General features: G+C 47.3%; 15 protein-coding genes and 1 riboswitch. Of the genes, 7 read left to right on the top strand and 8 right to left on the bottom strand.

What is annotated here, in order from left to right; all coding sequences use genetic code 11:
• Nucleotides 1–51 precede the first annotated feature (51 nt).
• From NC994_RS07345 to NC994_RS07335, 3 genes are all read left to right on the top strand, one after another.
• Nucleotides 52–1,059: an endonuclease/exonuclease/phosphatase family protein gene (locus tag NC994_RS07345; protein WP_190432376.1), complete on the top strand. Its 1,008-nt coding sequence runs from the start codon at nt 52–54 to the stop codon at nt 1,057–1,059.
• A 305-nt stretch (nt 1,060–1,364) separates the two neighbouring features.
• The gene (locus NC994_RS07340) at nt 1,365–2,249 is read left to right on the top strand and encodes a lysophospholipid acyltransferase family protein (RefSeq protein ID WP_347275958.1); all 885 of its coding nucleotides are present in this window, start codon (nt 1,365–1,367) and stop codon (nt 2,247–2,249) included.
• A gap of 277 nt (nt 2,250–2,526) precedes the next feature.
• Nucleotides 2,527–3,375 (top strand): hypothetical protein, encoded by an 849-nt coding sequence (locus tag NC994_RS07335; protein ID WP_190411679.1) that lies wholly within the window; start codon nt 2,527–2,529, stop codon nt 3,373–3,375.
• Between the two features lie 90 nt (nt 3,376–3,465).
• On the opposite strand, the gene sipA is transcribed toward NC994_RS07335, so the two are convergent.
• From sipA to NC994_RS07310, 5 genes are all read right to left on the bottom strand, one after another.
• Nucleotides 3,466–3,774 (bottom strand): regulatory protein SipA, encoded by a 309-nt coding sequence (gene sipA, locus NC994_RS07330; RefSeq protein WP_190432374.1) that lies wholly within the window; start codon nt 3,772–3,774, stop codon nt 3,466–3,468.
• Nucleotides 3,775–3,883: 109 nt separating this feature from the next.
• A complete protein-coding gene (locus NC994_RS07325) occupies nt 3,884–4,918 on the bottom strand; it encodes a sirohydrochlorin chelatase (protein ID WP_190432372.1) in 1,035 nt (344 codons plus the stop codon).
• Between the two features lie 42 nt (nt 4,919–4,960).
• A riboswitch (cobalamin riboswitch) is annotated at nt 4,961–5,096 on the bottom strand.
• Nucleotides 5,097–5,387: 291 nt separating this feature from the next.
• The gene (locus NC994_RS07320; protein ID WP_190432369.1) at nt 5,388–6,104 is read right to left on the bottom strand and encodes a hypothetical protein; all 717 of its coding nucleotides are present in this window, start codon (nt 6,102–6,104) and stop codon (nt 5,388–5,390) included.
• A 684-nt stretch (nt 6,105–6,788) separates the two neighbouring features.
• Nucleotides 6,789–7,226, bottom strand: coding sequence for a nucleoside deaminase (locus tag NC994_RS07315; protein ID WP_190411683.1), 438 nt, complete (start codon nt 7,224–7,226; stop codon nt 6,789–6,791).
• Nucleotides 7,227–7,368: 142 nt separating this feature from the next.
• Nucleotides 7,369–7,539 (bottom strand): hypothetical protein, encoded by a 171-nt coding sequence (locus NC994_RS07310; protein WP_190432367.1) that lies wholly within the window; start codon nt 7,537–7,539, stop codon nt 7,369–7,371.
• Nucleotides 7,540–7,689: 150 nt separating this feature from the next.
• Here NC994_RS07310 and NC994_RS07305 point away from each other — a divergent pair, with 150 nt between their 5' ends.
• Nucleotides 7,690–8,802 carry an acyltransferase family protein gene (locus tag NC994_RS07305; protein ID WP_190432365.1) on the top strand — a complete coding sequence of 371 codons (1,113 nt, stop codon included), beginning with the start codon at nt 7,690–7,692 and terminating at the stop codon, nt 8,800–8,802.
• A 138-nt stretch (nt 8,803–8,940) separates the two neighbouring features.
• The gene (locus NC994_RS07300) at nt 8,941–9,144 is read left to right on the top strand and encodes a hypothetical protein (protein WP_190432363.1); all 204 of its coding nucleotides are present in this window, start codon (nt 8,941–8,943) and stop codon (nt 9,142–9,144) included.
• 12 nt (nt 9,145–9,156) lie between these two features.
• On the opposite strand, the gene NC994_RS07295 is transcribed toward NC994_RS07300, so the two are convergent.
• Both NC994_RS07295 and NC994_RS07290 read right to left on the bottom strand, forming a co-directional pair.
• Nucleotides 9,157–10,221, bottom strand: coding sequence for an ADP-ribosylglycohydrolase family protein (locus NC994_RS07295; protein ID WP_190432361.1), 1,065 nt, complete (start codon nt 10,219–10,221; stop codon nt 9,157–9,159).
• Nucleotides 10,222–10,263: 42 nt separating this feature from the next.
• A complete protein-coding gene (locus NC994_RS07290; protein ID WP_190411688.1) occupies nt 10,264–10,689 on the bottom strand; it encodes a GxxExxY protein in 426 nt (141 codons plus the stop codon).
• A gap of 61 nt (nt 10,690–10,750) precedes the next feature.
• Here NC994_RS07290 and NC994_RS07285 point away from each other — a divergent pair, with 61 nt between their 5' ends.
• Both NC994_RS07285 and NC994_RS07280 read left to right on the top strand, forming a co-directional pair.
• Nucleotides 10,751–13,756 carry a valine--tRNA ligase gene (locus tag NC994_RS07285; protein WP_190432359.1) on the top strand — a complete coding sequence of 1,002 codons (3,006 nt, stop codon included), beginning with the start codon at nt 10,751–10,753 and terminating at the stop codon, nt 13,754–13,756.
• A 157-nt stretch (nt 13,757–13,913) separates the two neighbouring features.
• Nucleotides 13,914–14,372, top strand: coding sequence for a hypothetical protein (locus tag NC994_RS07280; protein ID WP_190432352.1), 459 nt, complete (start codon nt 13,914–13,916; stop codon nt 14,370–14,372).
• A 127-nt stretch (nt 14,373–14,499) separates the two neighbouring features.
• Here NC994_RS07280 and NC994_RS07275 read toward each other — a convergent pair whose 3' ends face one another.
• The gene (locus tag NC994_RS07275; RefSeq protein WP_190425425.1) at nt 14,500–16,617 is read right to left on the bottom strand and encodes a cation:proton antiporter; all 2,118 of its coding nucleotides are present in this window, start codon (nt 16,615–16,617) and stop codon (nt 14,500–14,502) included.
• Nucleotides 16,618–16,632: the final 15 nt, after the last annotated feature.

The following is a 16,632-nucleotide window of genomic DNA, read 5'->3' as shown; positions in this document are numbered from 1 at the left end:
CCACCCGCGTTCAACCTGGTACGCTCAAGGGAGGCGCTGGTGATACCGTGTATGCGATCGCTGAATAAAAATTCCCACAACCATATCTTCATCAAGGTAATTCCCTATTTATTATTCTTGGGGATTTTGGGGATAACGCTGCTTTCTTTGCTTAGCTTAGTTGGCTGGAATATCTTTTTAGAACAGCTTTCTCACTTTAAACTGCAATATCTCATTGTAGGGTTAGTGTTATTTGCCTTACTCTTACTGACTCGCAAAAAACTCTTAATCTTGATTAGCCTATTTTGTATTTCTCTACTCTTAGCAGAGATACTCCCTTGGTATATTTCTCTATCGCCAAAACCGGGGAATAATATTGAATCTATCCGAATTTTAAGCTCAAATCTGAATACGCAAAATAAAAGCTATTCAAAAATATTATCTGTTGTTAGAAAAGAAAAACCAGAAATTGCTGTCTTTTTAGAAGTTAACGACGCTTGGATAAAACAATTAGATTCTCTTCTTGATATTCTTCCCTACTCCATTAAAAAACCTAATCCTTATAATCTAGGTATCGCCGTTTATAGTAAGCAGCCTCTCACCAACGCTTCTATCAATCTTTTTGGGACAGATAAAAATAATAGTATTGTTGGCAACTTTACGATGAACGGACAATTGATTACCCTGATTGCCACTCATCCGCTACCGCCCGTCAAACCTACCTTCTTTCATTCTCGGAATCAACAGCTAGACAAAATCAGCCAATATATACAAAAATTGAAAACCCCAGTTGTAATGGTTGGGGATTTAAATATAACTATGTGGTCTCCTTATTACAAAAGATTTATCAATAAAACTGGGCTGCATAATGCCCAGAAAGGATTTGGAATTCTACCGAGTTGGCCTATGAAAGCTTCTTATTCTCAAACTCTCCCACCTTTCTCTTTTGCTTTATCCATTCCTATCGATCATTGTTTAATCAGTCCAGAAATTAAAGTCAAGAATATTCGCACTGGGCCGAATGTTGGTTCAGATCACCGACCTTTAATTGCAGACTTAGTAATTCCAGAAAAGAAATGAACCACTCCAGGCGCAAACAACACAAAAGGTAGAAATGAGGGCAAGATAGGTAAACTGAGAGCGCAAGTAATGCAATACGTCCCCTTAGTGGTGTTCGCTCCTTAGAAATCCCTTCCCTAGCCCCTTAAAAGGGAGGAAATTTGCCCCTTTTGTTAATCAGGGTTTGGGGATCGAGCCTTAACCGAAAAAGATTGGGAAACGATCGCTAGAAAAAGGGAAAATGTTTGCCAATAGACTCGGCAGCAGATTATCCTAAAGAACGCAATTTATGAGTTTCGGGTGGTTAAAAACCATTGTTTGACAATATTAATGTTTCTACGGGTAGCAGAGGCAGTGACGGCAAAACCGCCGGTCATCAGTTTGATGGTTGGTCGCTAGAAGAGCGAAATCCCGATGTGATTAAAGCTTGGATGCCGGTATGGGAATGGTTCTACCGCCACTATTTTCGGGTTCAAACGGATGGCTGGCATCATATGCCCCCCGAAGGGAAGGTGCTGGTTGTCGGTTCCCATAATGGAGGTTTGGCTTCGCCCGATACTTCGATGTTTTTGTATGACTGGTTCCGCCGGTTTGGCTACGAACGCTTAGCTTATGGACTCATGCATCCGTCTGCTTGGAAAACTCCTATCTTCGCGGTGCCAGCTGCCCAGGTAGGGGCGCTGATCGCGCATCCGAAAGTAGCGATCGCTGCCCTCCAGCGGGATGCTGCGGTACTCGTCTATCCTGGCGGGGCTGAAGATATGTTTCGTCCTTACAACCAGCGTTATCAAATTCATCTAGCAGGGCGTAAGGGATTTATCAAACTGGCACTGCGGGAAGAAGCGCCAATTGTACCGATTATTTCTCATGGTGCCCACGAGACGCTGATTGTTCTAGCAGATTTCTACCAGCAAGTGCGACAACTGCATGAATGGGGCTTTCCCTGGAAGTTAGATGCTGAAACGGGTGTATTTCCACTTTATTTAGGGTTGCCTTGGGGAGTGGCAATTGGCCCGATCCCGAATTTTCCGCTGCCAGTGCAAATTCATACTCGTGTCCTTGCCCCGATTGTGTTTGAACGCTATGGTCGTGCAGCAGCGAGCGATCGCGCTTATGTGAATGCTTGCTATGAAAAAGTTTGTACCCAGATGCAACTTGCACTAGACCGTTTAGTTCGAGAAGTTAGCGCGAGGCAATCATCCGCACCCTAAAAAGGCACAGGAACTAAACCAACTGCGAAGAAGCCAGAGAAAAGAATACAAGAGGGCGATCGCACCGGGGATCTTCCCCTCCCAACTCACTTTTTCACCTAGGAGCGGTGAATTAATGAAGGCGAAGCACGCTTGAGAGTAACGTTGCTTCGCTATCCCGCGACTAATTATCTATATTGATTCATCCTCGGTATCGTGATAGAGATGAGGACTTGAGGGTGCCAAAGCTCAAGTGAATCTAGGGAGAAGCAATCGAGATGAAAACAAAGGGGTTGAGATGAGCATAGAGAGTTATCCACCACCAGTAAACCAGCTGCTCACCTATGGCAATTGCGCCGAGATGGACTTTGACAATTGGCCTGACTATCTGGAACTCGGTATTGCCCCCACGGACATTCCTAACTTGATCCGCATGGCAACAGACAACGAGTTATACCGGGATGATGAAGACACGCTCGAATCCTGGGCACCCATTCATGCCTGGAGAGCATTGGGCCAACTCCGCGCTGAGGCTGGCATTGAGCCGCTCATGGGCTTGTTTGAGAAAGAGGAAAGCAACTATTGGGAATGGATTGCCGAAGAACTGCCATTAGTCTATAGCATGATCGGGCAAGCCGCGATTCCGGCTCTGGCGGCTTATCTAGCGGATACCTCTCAGGCGATATTCCCCCGCACAACGGCTCTTAACTGTCTGGAAGACATTGCAATCGATCATCCTGAGGCTCGTCCTGAGTGTGTTGCGATTCTCACCCATCAACTGGAATCGTTTGCAGAAAACGGCTCAGAATTGAATAGCTTTCTCATAGGTTCCCTGGTCGATCTGAAGGCGGTAGAGTCCGCGCCGCTGATAGAGCGTGTCTTTGCTGCTGATACCGTGGATCGTTTCTTGGTAGGAGACTGGGATGATGTGCAGGTGGGATTGGGCTTGAAGTCGCCTGAAGAATTACCGAAGAAAGAATTTAACCAGAGCTTTCAAAGAAAGGGGGTCAGCGATTCTGGCTTCACGGGTTCATCAATTTCTCAGGAAGCAAAAGGCTTTCGCCCTGGCAAGAGCGATCCCAAAGCCAAGTCTAAAAAAAAGATGTCCAAGGAGTCACGCAAGAAAAACCAGAAAAAGCGGAAGTAATTTAATCGGGGTTAGCGATTGTTGAGGTGCGAACTGACAGGTCAGCGCTAGGCGAACGCCTCGTTTTGAAGACACGCGATCGCCTCTGACTCAGCTGGGATCAACGATATATTTTTGCTCCGGTAGTACATTGTGCGATCGCACATCAGTTGCCTCTGTCGCTGATTCGGTATCAGCGATCGCCTGCACAGACTCTATAAACTGGCTATCCAGCAAAAAAACTCCTCTGGCAAAGCGGACGCTCCAATATCCCCCTGGACGCCGGTCAACAACGACCCCCTCTTCCCCAAGCTGAATCACATCAGGAGGACGCAGCATCGGCATCGGTTCCGCTGTTTTAACGTAAGGCGGCAACGTTACCACACGGACTCGCTCACCAATTACAAATTCTTTAGACATCAGTTTTTAGGTAATGAAGTAGTTGGGTGTCAGTAGTCATTAGTTCTAAGTTCTTTGCGAGTGACACCAATGACTAATAACAACTGACTAATGACTACTTATCAAATATTCAAGGCGCTTGCCAAATCTTTTGGTGATATTGCTCTACATTTCTGTATGGATCTTCAACAGGGTGAGCATGATCGTGACCATGCCCGTGCCCATGCCCATGCCCATGTCCATGCCCATGATGAGAATGATCGTGGGCGGGAGTGTGCCCGTTACTGTTGCTATTGGCTGCTATCCTGAATTTGCACATTTCGCAATTCATTTGCACTTGCCCCAACTGCGTCTCAATTTCTCGTTCTCTTAATACAGACAACAACTGAGGGTGAATGCCCATTTCTGGTAGGCAAGTCATGGAAATATCCGGGTATTGCTCCTGTTGTTGCGCCGTGATGTCGAAAATCTTTTTAACTAAGACGCCGGTAAATAGGAAGTACGGTAGGACGATAATGCGTTTAGGCTCGTAGAGTCTAGCACGGCGGAACCCTTCTTCCAGACGGGGATGGGTAATGCCAATAAAGCAAGTTTCAACGGTGGCGTAGCCGCTACCTTCCCACAGAATCCGGGCAAGCTTATAAACATCGCTGTTCGCATCAGGATCGCTGGAACCCCGACCGACAAAGAGCAGAACCGTTTCTGAGCGATTGTACTGGGGTTGGTCTAATTCCGAAAGACGCGATCGCCACAAATCCAAAATCCCTGGCGTAATCCCAAAATGACGCCCATAGTAAAACTTCACCTGGGGATGTCTAACCCTTGCCCGGTCTAACTCATTCGTAACATCAAACTTATTGTGTCGAGCTGCAAATAGCAAAATCGGCAATACAGAGAGTTCCGTGTAACCCTCTTCTACACAGCGATCCACCCCCTCCTGTATCGTGGGGGTAGTGAGTTCTAGAAAACAAGGTAAAACAGGACGCGACGGGTCTAACGCTTGATACGCATCGGCAAAATCTAGAAGACTCTGCCGTCCATCCTCATCTTTGGTGCCATGACCAACCATCAACAACGGACGACGCAAAGGTAGCGGCGGCAATTGAATCGACTGGGGAGTAGGGGATTGCAGTCCCATCAGATCGGTTGAATTTATACTAGGCATCAATTTGATTGCTCCTTTCCCGTGCAAGGCAGGAAGTTAGACTGTATGAAGGTAGTACTAAGTAGGCATTCTGGCTTCCGAGAGTCACCTCGTTTACAGCTGCCGCACAGCCCCGGATTTGCACCGGCGTTTCCCCACGTTGTTACCCTTTACGTGTGCCTTGATATCTTAGCCGATCCGGTCGCAGCTCAAAATCCAGGGGGAGGGGGTATTCCCAAGACTCTCCAGATGCCAGTTTTTGATGCCCCATCAAAACTGAAGGAAAATTTTCCCCACTTTATCGAGTATCATTCGCAAGTTTGGCGATCGATCGGGCAACTCTAGAATTGATTGACCGTTTGTGGCTTTTTTACAAAAGCGGGATGCTCCCATTTTTTGTAGCTTATAGAACCTTATCAATCCAAACCATTGCTGACTATATAAAGCTAACCCCATACATAGAAGTCTGATAAAAAATACAAATTCTCCATTACAAAATACCGCCCTGAGTGCGACGACGTACAGCCAGTGCTAACCCGGCAAAAACTAAGGAAGTCATGCTTGAAGGCTCAGGTGTAGATACGGGTGCAACGTTTAATTTTACTCGACGCCCTGTTTGCATCGAGAGTGAAATATTTGCCAAGGTTGATGAAGAATACACTTGCCAGCGGTTCAACTCTCTAGGCGGTGCAGTAAATTGCACTAACATTTCCCAATTGCTGTCAAGCGAACCAATGGCTAAACCATCAGTGCAACAAGCTCCCCAACCCTGATTTGAAATAAAGAGGGTGCCAGTGGAATTTGCAGTTGCCTCACCTAAATCGTCAACAATTTTTAATTTCGCCGTATCTCCCAACAAGTTAAAGCTCATTTTAGCTGCTCCACCTGTTAGATTACCCGGCTTAGAATGAACGATGAACAGTGACAGCCCATCAATAGCATCTACAAAAAAAAGGTGAGATTGCTTAGCCGTTAAACTCAGGGATGGGTTACTAAAGGATGAATTATAACCTTTGCTATACTGGTAGTAATTGGCTGCTGTTTTATTTGTACTGAAAGCTTCAACAAAACCCAAGATATTACTATCAAAGTCACCCAAGCCGGGTTTAGATTCTTGCGACACCTTAAGTATCGTCGCGGCTGCGGAGCGCTGGGCAAAGAATGGAACGAACAGCGCGATCGCTACCAACATCAAAAGCTTTTTCATGACTTGTTATTTTGTAGATGCTCTGCTTACTAAAACCAGAATACGTTTATTTAAATAAAGTTAGAATAAAGTCAAATTAATAAAATTGTAAATTTAATAATTGCTACATCTTTATTTCAGGGAAAATACGAATTGACTTTAAAGGAAATATTAGTTCTTCTGAAACGCTTCCTCCTAGACGGAATCACCCCATTTAATTTTTCTTGATTTTCCACAGCGAACCCTCTTCTGTTACCTTCGCCAGTACAGAAGAGGGTTTGCCAATTGATATGCTTTCTAAATGAGCTGAATTAAGGTTTATTTAGAAAACTGGAAATTTTACCTTTAATTGCTGCTGAAGTGGCACGTTAACGAAATCCTGCGGAAGAGGATGTCCCTCCTAATATCCGCGAGTATCCGCTCCCCCTAAGGAAGTTTAAAAAGCAGGGTGGTTTCATACAACCCTTAGAAAATATCGAGGCATTGCGACATTTTGTAGGGGCATAACAATCAAAAAGCCCCTACCGCCAACCAAAATTAACGTTACAGAATTTTCTTTTAATAAATGAAACCACCCTGGCCTAGGGAAGCTTAAAAAGGAAGGAACCGAGCCACTCAAAGTCCCCTTTTTAAGGGGGATCATCAGTGGGTAAGCGTGTCACAACAATTTTCACACCTCGGCTAAGCTGCCTTTACCCAATAAACCTAGCCGCATGAATGATTGAATAATTGTAGAGCTTCTTCTTTGAGAATTCCTTTGGTCACTTTTATTCTCTTAGACCCTTTTTTAATAATTTCTTCGCTAGATAAGTCAAGCTGGGGAACACCAGCCTCAATTAAGTCTTGAATGGAAGCTCCAAATATAATTTCAGATATCCCTGCCCATATACAAGCTGTTGTACACATTGGGCACGGTTCGCAAGTTGTGTACAAGGTATAACCTTCTAAAGAAGGATTTTTTATTTCTTTTGTTAAACACCGAATTGCGTTAAGTTCTGCATGGGCAGTTGGATCATTATCCGTTTCGACAGTATTGTGCGCTTTAATAATTACTTGATTATCTTTAACAATTACTGCACCGTAAGGAGCATCTCCTAGCTTTGCTTCTTCCAGGGCTATCTTCATGAACTTTTCTATTTTCATCCAACTCCTGCGACAAAAAAATCTTTCTGGATAAGACTTATCTTATCCTATTTTAAGGTAAGGCTATAAATTATCATCCTTAAATCAACTGAATAAAATGCTAAAAAACAATTGCTTAATTTTTGAACATTAGCAATCTATATCAACCACAGGAAAGTATTCCGTCCATCAGAATATGTTCGACTTCCTTCAAGAAAGCCTGCAACAACGCCGCGCTTAGTTGTTGCGGGTCAGTACGAGTAATTCGCGATACCAAAATTTTATCGAGCAGTTTCGTGACCCTAGTATAAGCTTGAACGGCTAGAGCTAGCATCACGCTCCTACAACTCTTTAATTAATCGGGAATTATTTTGATTTCCTTCCCCGTGATGTTACCCTAAGCGACAAGATGAACGTCTTCGTTCGATAGAGTGATGCCTATCACCCTGTTATTTATTAATGTCTTGCTTCTGGAAACTCTACTATGCGCTTGACTTCGCTCGATGTGTTTCGAGGTATTGCCATTGCGGGAATGATTTTAGTTAATCAGGCGGGAGTTGCCGACCAAGTTTATCCTTTCCTGGAACACGCAGAATGGCACGGCTGCACCTTGGCAGACTTGGTATTTCCCTTCTTTCTATTTATTGTCGGCGGGGCAATGACCTTTTCCCTTTCCAAATACGCGGAAGGGAACCGCCCTACTGCCGATGTTTATAGACAAATTTTACGCCGAGCGGCGATTCTTTTTATTCTTGGTTTGCTGCTGAACGGCTTCTGGAATTATGACTTCAGCTCCATCCGCATCATGGGCGTCTTGCAGCGGATTAGCCTTGCCTACCTGGTGGCTGCTCTGATAGTTCTTAACGTGCCACGCAAAGGACAGTGGGTACTCGCAGCACTGCTACTCATTGGGTACTGGATGGCGATGTCTTTGATCCCGGTTCCCGATTATGGAGCTGGTGTCTTAACGCGGGAAGGGAATTTTGGCGCTTATATTGACCGCCTGATTATTGGCACAGCGCATCTGTATAAGGGAGATAATTTCAACTCAATGGGAGATCCTGAAGGTCTTTTCAGCACTCTTCCAGCAGTTGTCACCGTCCTCACCGGCTACTTTACGGTTGACTGGATACGCACCCAACCAGTACAGTCACGCACCAGTATCGGCTTGGTCTTGTTTGGCATTGCTTGCCTAGTCGCTGGATGGGCGTGGGGGTTAACGTTTCCCATCAACAAGAAACTGTGGACGAGTTCTTTTGTGCTTTTCACAACTGGTTGGGCGTTGCTGTTGCTGGCAGCTTGTTATGAATTGATGGAAGTGCGGAAGTTCCGTCGATGGGGAAAGCCGTTTGAAGTTATGGGGTTAAACGCTATCTTCGCGTTCGTCGCCTCAGTTGTGCTGATTAAAATCCTGGCTAAAACCCACGTTGGAACCGGCGAAACCGCCCCAACTACTTACAACTGGATCTATGAGAATGTCTTTCTGTCTTGGGCAGGAGCGATGAACGCCTCTTTATTGTTTGCCATCGTGACATTGCTGTTCTGGTGGGCGATTCTGTACGCAATGTATCGCCAAAAGTGGTTTTTGAAAATTTGATACAGCACTTCCTCAGGACGCTAGAAATGACCGGGATCACTTAGTTTCTAAGGTGTTGTCACAATTTTTTCTAGCTTGCATCACTGGGGATGGTTCGGAAAAAGCTGAGAGTAGAGATATCAAATTCTTGATCTGACCATGACATCTGAGTTTTTTCCGACCCAAGTGACTATCGAGGATCTAGTTGCTCAGATATTCGTCTCCCGCCGGATTACTCCTGTGAACCAGTACCAGCTGCAAACTGTCCTGCTCACTAAAGATTGGCTGGATGAAGAAGAACAAACCATGCTCAATCGGCTATTTTATGGTGTCCGTCATGGTTTGCTAAAACTAGGCGAATAAGTGAATCGCTACTCAATAGGGTGGTAATAACCTACGGAATCCATGCAAGATCACCACAAGCATGAAGAATAGATTCCTCAGGAAAAGATTAGGCACAGGCAGAAACAATGCTCGTTGTTCTACACCTCGCTCAGACACCTCAGTTAATCTCCTTCCCAATACTTCCATCCAATTAATATTTCTCGGCATTTCCCAAAGACCATCAAGCCACAGGGAGGGAATGCCGACTTTGCCTACAGATGCCCCGATAATTCCGCCTAAAATTGCCGCTGTGGTATCTGTGTCCCCGCCGCAACGAATGATTTCTAGGATGGCGGTTCGATAATCTTGCTGATATCTCAACCAGACATAAATCACCACCGGTACTGTGTGATAAATATAGCCAGTGACGCCTGTGCCCAGCCCCATGTGGGCGGCAAAGGATTCTGTACTTTCTTGGGCATCTGCACTGTCGCAAGCTTTTTTAATTAGCTGCAAGAATTCACCAGACTCTGCTCCTAGGATCTTTTCAAGAGTGCGATAGTAATCTTGGGGCAAAACATACGATTGGTGACTGGATAGATGGGATGCGATCGCTACCGCCAAAGCCCCATATTCTGCTTTAGGATCGGTATGGGTGATGTGGGTGGATATTCTGACGAACTCGCGTAATTTTTGGATGTCATCCCCATAACAGACACCAATAATGGCGCTTCTCATCGCGGGGCCATTTCCAGCAGAGAAAACACCAGCGCGATCGCAGGGAAATCCTAGCCAAAGCCTCACAATCGCTTTTAAGGTAGCGTATCCGATACCTGCTGGTAGACCCAGTAGCCAGAAGCGCAATTTCCAAGCCAGTTGTTTCGCAAATATCTGGACATCCCCGTCTGCAACGATTAAAGCCTGGGCAACCATGCAGGTGTGTTCCGTATCATCGGAAACCATGCCTTTACCAAAGAAGAAATGGTGGCTGTTTATTTGAGGATAAAGGCGATGTTGCCGTTGTTTTGATAAGCCTTCGTAAGGGAGTCCGATGGCGTCACCTACAGCAGTTCCAAGTATACAGCCAATGATTGCATCTGCTTTTTGAAGGGGCATGGAATTAACGAACCGCCAAGGACGCAGAGGACGCAGAGAGAGTTAGGAAGAGAGAACGATGCGGCGGATGCCGTCTTTGAGGAGGGAGACGTTAAAGTTGATGAGCAGGGCAAGGGGATAGTTGGTCATTTTAAGGTAGGAGAGGACTTGGGCTTGGTGAATAGGATCTAGGTTTTGAACAGCTTTCAATTCAACAATTAGGACATCACCAACCAGAAAATCTAATCTGCCTTCACCCACTTGATGACCTTTATAGGTCACAGCTAGCGTTTTCTGAGGTTTAGAAAATATTCCCCGCAACCGAAACTCTACCTCTAACGCCTCCTGATACACAGACTCCAAAAATCCCGGCCCCAGCACTCGATGCACCTCCATCGCCGCACCTATCACAGCATACGCAAGTTTATCCACCTCCTCACTTGGCTCTCTTCTCTTGGCGTCCTTGGCGTCTTGGCGGTTCGTTCTCATATACCCTTCCCTACCGTATGGCAAAATTTATGTAAAGCCGTCTTCATTTATTCTTCCCAGCATGACCGCAACAATCCCCGCCCTCGCCAGCCAATACGACCCCACTACGACAGAAACCAAGTGGCAGAAGTTCTGGGAAGAAAACCAAGTCTTCAAAGCCGACCCCAATCATCCAGGCGTTCCTTACTGCATCGTGATTCCGCCGCCTAACGTCACGGGTAGCTTGCACATGGGACACGCCTTCGAGAGTTCCCTGATTGACACCCTCGTACGCTACCACCGGATGAAGGGACGCAACACGCTGTGGGTACCAGGAACCGACCACGCCAGTATCGCGGTGAACGCCGTACTAGAAAAACAACTGAAGGCAGAAGGAAAAACTCGCCAGGATGTGGGACGCGAGAAGTTTTTAGAACGGGCTTGGCAGTGGAAAACCGAGTCTGAGGGAACCATTGTTAATCAGCTGCGGCGTTTGGGCGTCTCGGTGGATTGGACGCGGGAACGCTTCACGATGGATGAAGGCTTATCCAAAGCAGTGTTGGAAGCTTTTATCCAAATGTATGAGGAAGGACTGATTTATCGCGGCAATTATCTGGTGAACTGGTGTCCCGCGAGTCAATCTGCCGTGTCTGACTTGGAGGTGGATAATCAAGAAGTCAACGGGCATCTGTGGCACTTCCGCTATCCCCTCACGGATGGCAGCGGCTATGTGGAAGTAGCGACGACTCGACCGGAGACGATGCTGGGCGATACAGCGGTGGCGGTGAATCCCAACGATGACCGCTATAAGCATTTGATTGGGAAGACGCTGACGCTGCCCATTATGGGGAGGGAAATTCCGATTATTGGCGATGAATTGGTCGATCCGGCTTTCGGGACGGGTTGCGTGAAGGTGACACCCGCCCATGACCCCAATGACTTTGAAATGGGTCAGCGTCACTCTTTGCCGTTTATCAACATTATGAATAAGGACGGCTCTTTAAACGAAAACGCTGGAGAATTTCAGGGGCAAGACCGCTTTGTTGCCCGGAAGAATGTGGTGCAGCGGCTGGAAGCAGACGGCGTTCTGGTGAAAGTGGAGGAGTATAAGCATAAGGTTCCTTATAGCGATCGCGGGAAAGTCCCGGTCGAACCCCTCCTCTCAACTCAGTGGTTTGTCAAAATTCGCCCTCTCGCTGACCGGGCGCTAGGGTTTCTGGACGATCGGAATTCACCGGAGTTTGTCCCAGAACGCTGGACGAAGGTTTATCGCGACTGGCTAGTAAAACTAAAAGATTGGTGTATTTCTCGCCAACTGTGGTGGGGACATCAAATCCCAGCTTGGTATGCGGTGAGTGAAACAGGCGACGCAATTACCGACGAAACGCCGTTTGTTGTCGCCCGTACCGAGGCAGAGGCACGGGAGAAGGCGTTTGCACAATTTGGGGAAAATGTCAAGTTAGAACAAGATCCAGATGTTCTCGATACCTGGTTCTCTTCTGGTTTGTGGCCTTTTTCGACGCTGGGTTGGCCCGAACAGACGCCAGATTTAACAACCTATTACCCCACCACAACCCTCGTGACAGGCTTTGACATCATCTTCTTCTGGGTTGCCAGAATGACGATGATGGCGGGGCATTTTACGGGACAAATGCCTTTCCAGGACGTTTACATCCACGGCTTAGTGCTGGATGAGAACGGCAAGAAAATGTCTAAATCTGCCAACAATGGCATCGATCCGCTATTGCTGATTGACAAATACGGCACCGATGCCCTGCGCTACACCTTAATTAAAGAAGTGGCTGGGGCGGGTCAAGATATCCGGATGGAGTACAACCGCAAGACCGATGAATCGGCTTCGGTTGAAGCTAGCCGCAATTTCACGAACAAATTGTGGAATGCTGCCCGGTTTGTGATGATGAATCTGGATGGCAAGACACCGCAACAATTGGGGAACCCCACCCCAACCGTCCCGGATAACGGAGGAGATTTAGAACTATGCGATCGCTGGATTCTCTCCCGCTACCATCAAGTAGTGCAGCAAACCGGCGACTACATCAACAACTATGGTCTTGGTGAAGCCGCTAAGGGACTGTATGAATTCTTTTGGGGCGATTTCTGCGACTGGTACATTGAACTGGTCAAACCTCGCCTGCGCCCAGACGCCCCCGCTTCCTCGCGGTTGGTTGCTCAGCAAACTCTCGCTTATGTGCTGGAAGGAATTCTAAAATTACTCCATCCTTTCATGCCGCACATTACCGAGGAAATTTGGCATACGCTGACTCAAGCGAATGAAGGCAAAAGCTTAGCGTTGGAATCTTATCCCAAATCCGATCCAGCACTCATTAACCCGGATTTAGAGCAACAATTTGAGCTGCTGATTGGCACAATTCGGACGATTCGCAACTTACGGGCAGAAGCAGATATTAAGCCTGGGGTGAAGGTGTCAGCAATCTTGCAAACTGAAAGCGATCGCGAACGGCATATCCTCTTGGCTGGCCAGTCTTATATTCAAGACTTGGCGAAGGTGGAAGAATTAACCATCCCAGGGACAGCCGAAACACAACAGCCGCCTTCATCTGCCGAAACACCCAATCAGGCGGTATCTGCCAACGAAAAAGGCAACTTTAAAATTAGCCCAATTTTCTTGCCATTTTTACTGTTGCTGCCCTTGCTCTTTTTAGTGGGCACTGGTGTAATTGCGGTGGCAACAGTGGCAAAACAAATTCTCGGAACCCGTGTCTCAGAAGCCAAACAAGTTGGTGCGACGAATCCTCCATCCACCGTTTCTCCCCCAGAACCGGCGAGTACCGCACAAGCGGATACGCCACAAGCGATCGCTTGTGTCGTGGGTACGGTGCAAGTTTCGATTCCCCTGGCTGGTGTCGTCGATGTGGATGCTCTGCGTGCCAAGTTAGAGAAAAATTTGAACAAAGTTGAAGCAGAAGCAAAAGCCCTTTCGGGACGTTTGAGCAATGCCAAATTTGTTGATAAAGCACCCGCTGATGTCGTCAAGGGAGCGCGGGATGCCCTTGCCGAAGCCGAGACACAGGCAGAAATGCTGCGCGAACGACTCGCGCAACTGTAGAAGCGATCGCGTAGGGGTAAAGATTATCTCGCCCCTACGAATCCCAAGCTGGGTTACGCTCTCCTCCTATAGAAGGAAGAAGAAAAGGGTTGTTTAAAATAAAATACGCCCGTAAAGTTAGGGTGCCCAGTTTTATTCATTTAAAGACAAAATAGCAATGCGATATTTTGCCGAAGTGCAAAAAAATGAATCGTCAGGCAGTATGGAACTGCGAATCCTAGCTGAGCAAACCTCTGACAATATCTGGGCAGTGGTGGAGAAGGCATCTGTCGTTCCCGCCGCTGAGATTCCATCCTTAAGCGAAGGTTTGTTGGTTCTGGCAGACCTTGGCGAGAATCAGCAGATTCTAAGTATTCACGAAGCCAAAAACTGGGTTTTGGATTTAGTGCAGCAGTACCTGACAAGTAGCATTACTCCCGCTTTTTTGCAGCAGGAAGCCGAACGTGCTGAACACTGGCGGCAAGACCTTACTTTACAAAGTCAGGAATTAGCTCGCAAAAATTTGGAAATGGAAGCGCGTCGCGAACAAATTCAAACTTTAGAACAAGAACTCGAACAGAAGAAGAAGCAACTAGAAGCCTTAGAAGCAGACCTAAAAAAGAGAGGCAGTAACTAGAGGGAACGCCGCATCAGGGGACGTTTGCAACCCTTGGCAATACTTCTGGGATCTGAGATAAGAACCCTAAACCCCAAACCCCACCCCTTACAAGGAAAGGGTGGGGCAGAGGTGAGAAACCAATTACTCACGTTAAGACATTATCGTTGGCAACCCTTGGCGACGGCTTGGGGAGAAGCACGCCGGTGGTGGTTCGTTGCGGCTCCCCTAACAGCACCACAGAGCAAGCGAGATGTTGAACCAGCTGGGTCGTGATATCGCTAACTTCCAGACCGCCCGCAGTGCGGTATCGTAGCGATCGCAATACAATCAAATCAAACGAACGAGCCGTATTGAGAATCGCTTGCGCCACATTCTCATGCTTAATCACTTCAATCTCAAAGTTCGTCTCCGGTGCCCACTTCGAGGCTAAAAGAGACAGTTGCGATCGCGTCCACGCTACCTTAGCTGCCGAAGTTCTAGCATTGCAGACGTGTAACAACGTTACCTGAGCTTGATTGGAATCGGCTAGAATTTTCGCAAACCGTAACGGTTGCGTCCCTTGCCCCGTCAAGTTTTCCACCGGCACCAAAATGCGGTGAAAATTCATAGGCGAATCCAAGAGGCGTGTCACCACAACTGGACAATGGGACGCCCACAGCACGCTATCAATCACATTGCCAAACAAACGCGCCCTGAAGCCCGTCCGTTTGCCCCAGCCCATCACAATTAAACTCGCTTTTTGTTCGCGGCTAGCGCGGCTAATTCCGCGAGCAATGTCGTCATCTAGGCGCAGCAACGGCTCGGTTTTCACACCCAGTTCCCCAGCCAGTTCCGTGGCTCGCTCAAGTAGCATCTCACTGCGTTGGAACGCAGCTTCCATCTGCGGTGCGTCCATCTGAGCATTGGTTGTCGTAATCGCTAAAGGCACAATTCGTCCAGCTTCATGCCGCGCCAATAGCGCTGCCATTTCCATCAAATACTTCTCAGTTTGCGGATTGTAGACGGGTACAACTACTGTAAAAGGATGGCTTGCCGATGCCTTTTCCCCATCCAGTCGAGTTTTATCGCTCTCTAGTGGCTCAGCTTCCGTTACGGTTAATCCGGGTGCGAACTGACTGGTAATCAACGGTCCTAGCGTTGCCGTCACCAGCATTAAGACAATAACGCTGTTTAAAACCTCTTCCGTTAGTAGTCCAACCCGGTAGCCGACGAGAGTAGCAGCCAGCGTTGCCGCAACCTGGGGCAGCGACAGCGACCACATCACGAGCATCTCGCGCCAGTTGTAGCGGTAGACAAATTTAGCCAACAGAGCCGCTAAAAACTTACTACCAATCAAACCCACTACAATCGCTAGCGTCAGCCAGATAGAACTGAGCGTTTTAATAAATGCTGGGATATCAATCAGTAGCCCCATATCCACAAAGAAAATGGGGATAAACAGGACGCTTCCGACAAAAACCACCTTTTCTTTTACTTGCCCTTCCCCCACAACATCATTCACCGCCAGACCGGCAAGGAAAGCTCCGACAATTTTTTCCACACCGATTAGCTGGGCACCCAACGATGCGAGAAATAGTGCCAAGAGTACAAATAAAAATTGATTGCCTTCTTCTTGCCCAGTGCGCCGGAAAAACTCTCGACCCACCCAGTCAAAGCCAAACAAAATGACGGCAGAGTAGACAATCAAAGAACCAAAAAGGGTGAGTAGCTTCACAACCGTGAAGTCACCCCCATGAATTCCCACACAAACAGCCAATACCAGTAGAGCGCCAACATCAGTGAAGATGGTCGCTCCAATTGTCACCGTGACGGCTTCGTTCCCTACAACGCCGAGACGGCTCACAATCGGGTAAGCCAAGAGAGTATGGGAGGCAAACAGAGAGCCAATCAAAATTGAAGCGTTCCAGTCAAAGTTGAATACACGCCCCACGATTGTTCCCATAATTAGGGGCACTAAAAAGGTAAACGTGCCAAAACCGGCAGAGCGATGCTTCGTTTTGCGGAACTGTTCAATGTCAACTTCTAGCCCTGCCACAAACATCAGGTAAACTAACCCGATATCTGATAGCAGCTTCATCGTCTCTGATTCTTTCTGAAGCAGCTGCAACCCATTAGGCCCAAGAACCACTCCCGCTACCAGCAAACCAACCAGTCCTGGCAGTCGCAGCCGCTCAAAAAGGATGGGCACGGTCAAGATGACTACTAGCAAAAGAGCGAAGGGAACAATTGGTTCCTCTCGGAACACATGCAAAATCGGTTCCATAAACAGCGGCTTGGA

Origin of the sequence: Trichocoleus sp. AS-A1 (genome assembly GCF_039962015.1) — a bacterium.
Classification (GTDB): domain Bacteria; phylum Cyanobacteriota; class Cyanobacteriia; order Cyanobacteriales; family FACHB-T130; genus FACHB-T130.
Note: the sequence above shows the minus strand (reverse complement) of the source record. Positions and strands in the feature narration are given on the sequence as shown.